The following is a 7,566-nucleotide window of genomic DNA, read 5'->3' as shown; positions in this document are numbered from 1 at the left end:
ACCGGCAGGTCGTCGCGGACGGCGGCCCGGGCGGCGGCGTGGGCGCGGGCGACGCCGGCGATCCCGAGGTGGTCGTCGTCGCCTACCAGCCGCAGCCGGGCGGCTTCGCCGCGGTCGCCGGGGAGCAGCGCGCGCGGCACCGCCCCGAGCACCACGGCCGCGCGGGCGGAGGCCCAGCCCGCCGCGCCGTGGTGGGTGCGGAAGTACCGCTCCTGGGACGCGTGGAAGTGGGTCTCGCGGCGGGTCGGGTCGGTGCTGGTGCCGCCGCCGACGTGCCCGGCGAGCACGTCCTCGACGACGGCGGACCGCCACCCGGCGTCGTGCGCGCGGCGCTGCCAGTCCGTCTCCTCGGAGTACAGGAAGTACCGCTCGTCGAACCCGCCGACCGCCGCGAGCGCGGCCCGCCGGAGCAGCAGCACGGAGCCGATCACGAAGCCCTCGCGCGTCTCCGGCACGCCGAGCCCGACCGCCTGGCGCCAGGCGGCGGCCGGGGTGGGGAAGGGCCAGCGCACCCGCGCGGGGGTGCCGTCGTCGTCCACCTGCGCCGGGCCGACGGCGGCCAGGTCGGGCTCGGCGCGCAGCGCGCGGTGCAGCGCGCGCACGCCGTCCAGGTCGACCCGGGCGTCCGGGTTCAGCAGCAGCACGTCCGCGCCGGGACGGGCGGCGCGCACCCCGAGGTTCACGGCCGCGGCGAAGCCGAGGTTGGCGCCCGGGTCGAGGTAGCGCGCGCCGGCGTCCTCGGCGACGCGCCGGACCTCCGGGTCGCCGGAGTTGTCGACCACGGTGACCGGCAGCGCGCCCGCCAGCGGCGCGAGCGCCCGCCCGAGCAGCCCGGCGGCGTGGTAGGCGACGACGACCACCTCGGGATCGCCGGCGTCGCCCGCGCCCACGCCGCCGCCCGGGCCGCCGTCCGCGACGACCTGCCGGTACATCGCCTCGTAGCGCTCCGCGATCGCCGCCCAGGTGTACTCGGCCGCCCGCTCTGCGCCCGTCGCGCGCATCCGCGCCGCCAGGCCCGCGTCGTCGACCACGGCGACCAGCGCCGCGGCGAGCGCGCCGGCGTCGCCGGGCGGCACGAGCGTCCCCGCCCCGCCGACCACGTCGCGCAGGGCCCCGCTGTCCGAGGCCACCACGGGCACGCCCGCGGCCATCGCCTCGACCGCGACCCGGCCGAACTGCTCCAGCCAGCCGGGCGTCGGAACGGACGGCACCGCGAGCACGTCGAGCCCCCGGTAGAACGCGTCGAGCGCGTCCCCGGACAGGTGCCCGTGGAACGTCACCCGGCCCGCCAGGGCGGGCGTCGCGGCCCGTGCGCGCAGCGCGGCCTCGTGCGGGCCGGCGCCGGCGATGGCCACGGTGATCCGCGGCTCGGCCTCGGCGGCGTCGAGCAGCACGTCGAGACCCTTGTGCGGGTGCAGGAGGCGGCCGACGTAGCCGGTGCGTGCGGGGGCGGCCGCACCGACTACGCCGGCGTCCGTGGGGGCGCCCTCGTCCCGAGCGCCCCGTGTCCGGGAGCCCGCGTCCTGAGCTCCCGGGTGCCCGGCGACCGCGTCGCGCGCGCCGGGGGGTTCGACGCCGAGGCCGATGACGTGCGCGGGGGCGGTGAGCCCCTTGGCGCGCAGCACGTCGCCCGCCTCGGCGTTGCAGACGCTGACCGCGCCGGCCCCGCGCAGCGCGCGCCGCTCCCACCAGCGGAACGGCGCGGGGTAGCGCTTGGCGATGTTCTGCGCGGAGTACAGCACGTAGGGGACGCGCGACCGGCGCAGCGCCCGGAGCAGCAGCACCTCGGCCGTGGCCAGGGCGGCGGGCTCCTCGTGCAGGTCCAGCACGTCCCAGTCCTCGCCGAGGGCGCGCCAGATCGGGCGCGGGTCGTAGAGGAACACGTTCGGGTGGCGGCCGACCGTGCGCACGCCGACCACGTCCTCGCCCGGCTGCGGCTCCAGGTCGACGTCCCGGCCGCCCTCGGCCCACGTGCGCGCGCTGAGCGTCCGCACCGTCAGGCCGCGGGCGCGCAGGGCGGACTCCCGCCCGCGCCACGCCGTGACGACGGCGCTGTGGGACACCCGGAGCACGCGCATGGGGACCATCGTGCCGGTCACCTCCACAAATCGGACATCTGGTGCAAAAGGTTCACCCGACCGGCGTGGGTGAAACGCCGGCGACCTCGGTCAGCACGGCGTCCAGCCGCCCGCGCGCCCAGGCCCAGTCGTGCGTCCGCGCCCACGACCGGCAGCGCGACCCGATCCGGCGCCGCAGCGCCTCGTCGTCCGCCAGCGCCTCCAGCGCCGCCGCGAGCTCCGCCGGGTCGTCCGGGCGCACCAGCACGCCCGCGTCGCCCGCGACCTCGGGGATGCCGCCGATCGCCGACGCGACGACGGGGACCCCGCTGGCCATGCCCTCCATGACGGTGAGCGCGAACGGCTCGGCCCACCGCGACGGCACGACCACGACGTCCGCCTCCCGGTAGACCGCGGCCACCTCGGCGCGCGGGGTGAACGGCAGCAGCCGCACCCGGTCGCCGAGCGCCGCGGCCTTCGCGCGCAGCTCCCGCTCGTACGGCGACGGCGCCGCGCCCGCGTCGAAGTTCTGCGAGCCGACCACCGTCAGGTCGACGTCGTCCCGGCCGAGGCGCGCCACGGCGTCGACGACCACGTCCGCGCCCTTGTCCGGGATCATCCGGCCGACGAACAGCACCCGCAGCCGCTCGCCGCGGGCCGGGTCCGTGCGCGGCACGAACCGGGTGGTGTCCACGCCGTTCGGCACCACCCGGAGCCGGTCGCGCAGCCGCGCGGGCAGGTGCGCGGCGGTCTGGTCGGCCAGCGCGCCGCTCACGCACACGATCGCCGCCGCCCGGCCGAGGACGCGGTCGGCCTCGCGGGGGGAGTAGGTGCGCAGCAGCAGGTTGTGCGCGTACAGCACCGGCGCGTGCCGCTCGTGCACCAGGGGCACGAGCTGCGGGGCGTTGTGCGCGAGGACCACGCCGGGCTCCCACGCGTCCTGGTCGGCCAGGGTCGGGCGCAGCGTGCGCCGCACGCCCGGGCGGGGGAGCCCGAGCCGGCCGGCCAGCGCGTCGAGGTACCGGTCGGCCGGGCGCGCGGTGGCGAGCGGGTAGCCCACCGGGTCCGCGCTGGTGTACCGGTCGGGGTACGTGCCGTCCGCCACCACGACCCGGGGTCGCGGGGTCGCGCCCGTCGGGAGCGCCGCGCAGAGCCCGTCGACGACGGTCGGGATGGCCGAGCCGGTGCGGGGGGAGAAGTGGTCGCCCGGGGTGAGGACGTGCACCTCGGGCACGCGCGCGGCCGCGCCCGCCCCGGCGTCGCCGCCGTCCGCGCCGCCCGTCCCGCCGGACCCGCCGGACCCTCCCGACGCGCTCACCGGCGCCGGCTCCGCGGCTCGAGCCCGAGCGCGGCCCACACGTCGGCGGCCGGCCCGCGCCAGCGCGGGATCGTCCACGCCACCGGGATCGTCGCCAGCGCGCGCGCCTTCTCCGCCGCGGGCACGTCCGAGGCGAGCACGCCCCGCGCCAGCTCGACGCTCACCTTCGTGTGCGGGAAGGCGAACCGGACCGACGCCGACGGGGCGTGCCACGCCACCTGCGCCTGGCCCTGCTGGGAGAACTGCTCGCTGTGCCGGCGCTGCAGGAACAGCTGCTCGGGCACGAGCGCGAACGGCCCCTGGCAGGCGAGCTCGGCCAGGATCACCAGGTCGTTGCCGACCGTCGGGCGGATGCCCCGGGTCCGGCGCAGCGCCTCGGTGCGGTGCAGGCCGTAGAACAGGTGCGCCGCCTGCGCCCGCAGGAAGTGCCCCATCCGCTCGTGCGGGGTCGGCTCGTCGCACGCGAGGTCCGCGTCGTTCAGGTCCTCGGTGACGATCCCGCCCGCGTCGATGATCTGCGTGCGCGGGTACACCAGGACGGTCGCCGGGTCCGACTCGGCGAACACCTCCAGGCAGCGCCGGACGAACGCCGGGCGCCGGACGTCGTCGGCGGCGGCCCAGGTGAAGTACGGGGCGGTCGCCAGGGACAGCACGTGGTTGAAGTTGAACCGCCCGCCCCGGTTCTCCGGCAGCCGGACGTACCGGATGCGGTCGTCCTCGGCCGCGGCGGCGCGGCAGATCTCCTCGGTGGCGTCGGTCGAGGCGTTGTCCGAGATCACGATCTCGAGGTCGGCCTCGTCCTGCTCCCGCACCGAGTCGAGCGCGGCGGGCAGGTACTTCTCGCCGTTGTAGACGGGCATGCCCACGGTGGCCCTGGGGCTCATCGTCGTCCCTCCTGGGAGCGGGTGGCGGTCGTGGCGGTCATGCGGCGGGTCCGTAGGCGGCGAGGCGCACCAGCGACACGGGCCACGTCGGCTCGGGCTGCACCGGCTCCCACGCGGGCAGCAGCCCGCCGGACTGGCCGGAGTAGTTCACGTCCGGGACGGTGACGCCCCGGGTGGTGGTCGACGGCACCTGCACCCGGACGGCGGTGACGGTGCGCGGCTCGAAGGTCACCGAGGTGGTGCGGGCCAGGAAGAGCCCGTCCTGCCGCCCGACCTCCTGCCACGCGCCGTCCTCGTCCTGCACCTCGACGGTGTAGGCGCGGACCCCGGAGGTGCAGCACCGGATGCCGGCGCTCTCCACGACCACGCGGTCGACGGTCGCCGGCTCCGCCAGGTCGACCTGCACCCACGGGCTGCTGTCCGGGCCGTCCTCGGTGCGGGCCCCGGCCCGCCAGGGGTTCGCGCCCGCCCCGCCCTCGGCGACCAGGTCGGCCGGGTCGGTGCCGTCGGTGCTGGAGCTCGCCGTCACCGCGCCGCCGGCCAGCAGGTCGGCGCCGGCGTCGGCGGCCGGGGCGAGGGCGAGGGCCGCGTCCGCGGTGAGGAACACCGGCGACCCGGTGACCCGCACCGCGGTCGGCACGCCCGCGGCCAGGTCGAGGGTGCGGGTGCCGCCGTACACGTCGGTCACGGTGACGGTGGTCGCGGCGTCGGCGGTGACCAGCGCCTCGGTGACCTCGTCCTGCGTCCACACGGCGAGCAGCGGGTCGTCCCGGGTGCCCGCGGGCGCGGGGTTGCCCGCGGGCGACGGGGCGCCGGAGGCCGGCCCGAACGCCATCGCGTGCAGCGCGGGGTCGCCGGTGTCGAGCACGTCGGGCGCCCCGCGGCCGTCGAGCACCCCGGACACGGCGGCCATCGCCAGCGCGCCGGGCTTCACGAACGAGCCGAGCTGGACGAGCGACCAGGTGAAGCCGCCCTCGCCCCAGCCGCCCTCGCTGAAGAAGTACATCCACTCGTCGACGCCGAGCTCGCGCATCCACAGCAGCGAGCGGGCGACGTCGTACGCCTGCGCCCAGTGGTTCGCCGGGCCGTCCGACCACCAGCCGGACTCGGTGTCCCAGACGGGCACGTCGGCGCCGCACGCGGCGAGCACCTGCCGCAGCGCGGTGATCTGGCCGATCGGGCCGTCGGCGCCCTCCTCGTCCCAGGACCGGTTGAACCCTGTGTACGGGTGGATGCCGACGACGTCCATCGAGGCGCAGCCGCCGGCGTCGACGACCTGCTGGTACCACGGCACGACGACGTTCAGCGCGTTGCCGCCGATGACGCGGGCCTGCGGGTCCACCCCGCGCACGGCCTGGGCGAACGGCGCCAGGACCCGCGTCGCGTAGGCCGCGCCGTCGCCGAACCCGGTGTTGTTCGGCTCGTTCCACGGCGCCCACAGGTGCAGGTCGGGCGCGCCGGTCCGCAGCGCGGTCGCGATCGCCCCGACCCACGCGCCCCAGGTGCCGTCCGCGACGGCCGTCGCCTCCGCCTCGCCGCCCTGCCCGACCTGCACGTACAGCTGCACGTCGGAGTCCGCGGCGAGCGCCGCGGCCGCGGCGATCCCGGCGTACGGGTCACCCTCCTCCGCCCCGGGGAGCGCGGACAGGTCGAGCGCGCCGACGGACGGCGTCGCGGTCGTGTCCGGCACCAGCCGGCCGAAGTCGAGCTGCACCCGGTGGCTGCCGAGCCCGAGCTGCGCGGCGAGCTGGACCCCGCGCAGGGGGCCGGCCCCGCCCCAGTCCGCGCCGTCCGCCAGGGACGCCGGGTCGAAGGTCGCACCCTCCGCGCCCACGGCGTACCGCAGGCAGGTGGCCGTGCGGACGGCGCCGGTGGCCTTCTCGACGAGCTCGGCGTGCACCTCGTACGGGCCGGGTCGCCCGGCGGGCACCTCGAGCGGCACCTCGCCGCCGTCGGCCGGGATGGCCACGGTGCCGGACGTGCCCTCGACGGGCGGGTCCAGCCACGGGTCGCCGGTCACGGCGTAGCGGAGCTCGTAGGTGTCGGCGAGCGCGCCCCAGGCCGCCGTGAACGTGGCGTGCACGGCGGGGGTCCGACCCGGCGCGACGTAGTCGTCCACCGCGTCGGTGGCCAGCCCGGCGCCGAAGCCGAGCAGGTCCAGCGACGACGCGTGGTTCACGTCCCAGACGATCGGGGCGTCCAGCAGCAGGTCGAGGTCGGCGTCGGTGACGCGGGACAGCTGCAGGCCGCCGCCCTCCTCGCGCGGGGACGCGAAGTACACGGCGTCGCCGCCGCGCACGAAGGGCGTCAGGTCGGCGAACCGGAAGGTCGAGCCCTGGCCCTCGCCGGAGAGCGTCTGCCGGCGCCACACCCCGTCCGGGCCGACCTCGAGCAGCCGCCAGGTCGGCCCGGCGAGCAGCAGCCCGCCGTCCGCGGCGGTGGCGACGCCCGTCGGGTGGTCGAGCCCCGGCGCGCGCCCGTTGGACCCGCCGGAGAGCGGCCCCTCGAGCCGCAGGCCCGGGGTGCCGTCCGGGGCGTACTGCACCAGCGCGATCGAGGACGACTGGTCGTCGGCGTCGCTCATCAGCACGAGCGAGCCGTCGTCCTGCGGGTAGAAGCGCGGGTAGGAGCCCCAGTCGAGCTCCGGGCCGTCGCCGTCGACCGTGCCGTCGGCGCGGAGCAGCGCGAGGCGGTGCGAGTCGGCGAGCACGACGCTCGCCAGCACGCCGGAGCGCCCGGCGGTCCAGCCGAGCACCGACCGGACCTCGCCGCGGTCGAGCGTCGAGAGGTCCCAGGTGGTGCCCGGGTCGGCGGAGCCGGCCGCCCACAGCGCGACCGTCGCGCCGTCGCCCGAGCCGTCGGTCGTGAGCACGCCGCCGTCGGCGGTGAGCGCGAAGCCGGTGGGGGCGTCGTCACCCCCGTCGACCACCACGGGCGTCCCCGCCTTCCCGGCGGCGGACCAGCGGCTGATCGTGGTGGTGCCGTCGTCCACCTGGAGCGCCGCCACGTGGTCGCCGACCGCCGCCAGCTGCGCGGGCACGACGTCGCCGAGGTCGGCCAGCGCCTGCACCGTGGCCACCGGGGCGTCGGCGGGCAGCGCCGCGTAGCGGTCCGGGTCGGCGACGCCGCACATCCGGGCGGCCGGGTCGCCGGCGGTCGGCGCGCTGGCGACCGCGCGGTCGCCGGCGCCGGACCGCTGCGCGGCGAGCTGCCACACGCCGAGGCCGGCCGACGCCCCGAGCACCGCGGTCAGGCCCAGGACCACGCCGCGGCGACCCCACCGGCGGCGGGGCGGCGTCGGCCGGCC

4 protein-coding genes are annotated in these 7,566 nt (G+C 78.0%); all 4 read right to left on the bottom strand.

Annotation, left to right across the window (positions count from 1 at the left end; translation table 11 throughout):
• On the bottom strand, nt 1-2,078 hold a 2,078-nt coding region (locus MHY85_RS19255; protein WP_239199660.1), incomplete at its 3' end, for a glycosyltransferase.
• Between the two features lie 52 nt (nt 2,079-2,130).
• Nucleotides 2,131-3,375 (bottom strand): glycosyltransferase family 4 protein, encoded by a 1,245-nt coding sequence (locus MHY85_RS19250; RefSeq protein ID WP_239199657.1) that lies wholly within the window; start codon nt 3,373-3,375, stop codon nt 2,131-2,133.
• Entirely contained in the window at nt 3,372-4,259 is an 888-nt protein-coding gene (locus MHY85_RS19245) for a glycosyltransferase family 2 protein (RefSeq protein WP_158372839.1), read from the bottom strand. The genes MHY85_RS19250 and MHY85_RS19245 overlap by 4 nt, the downstream gene beginning before the upstream one ends.
• A gap of 37 nt (nt 4,260-4,296) precedes the next feature.
• A partial coding sequence (locus tag MHY85_RS19240) for a discoidin domain-containing protein (RefSeq protein WP_239199655.1) occupies nt 4,297-7,566 on the bottom strand: 3,270 nt, incomplete at its 5' end.

This window comes from Cellulomonas sp. ACRRI (genome assembly GCF_022346185.1).
Classification (GTDB): Bacteria; Actinomycetota; Actinomycetes; order Actinomycetales; family Cellulomonadaceae; genus Cellulomonas.
This window is presented reverse-complemented; position numbering and strand designations above follow the sequence as displayed.

What these genes read in the sequence shown, in the direction of transcription:
- MHY85_RS19245 (WP_158372839.1), bottom strand. Translation starts at nt 4,259, where the DNA reads ATGAGCCCCAGGGCCACCGTGGGCATGCCCGTCTACAACGGCGAGAAG.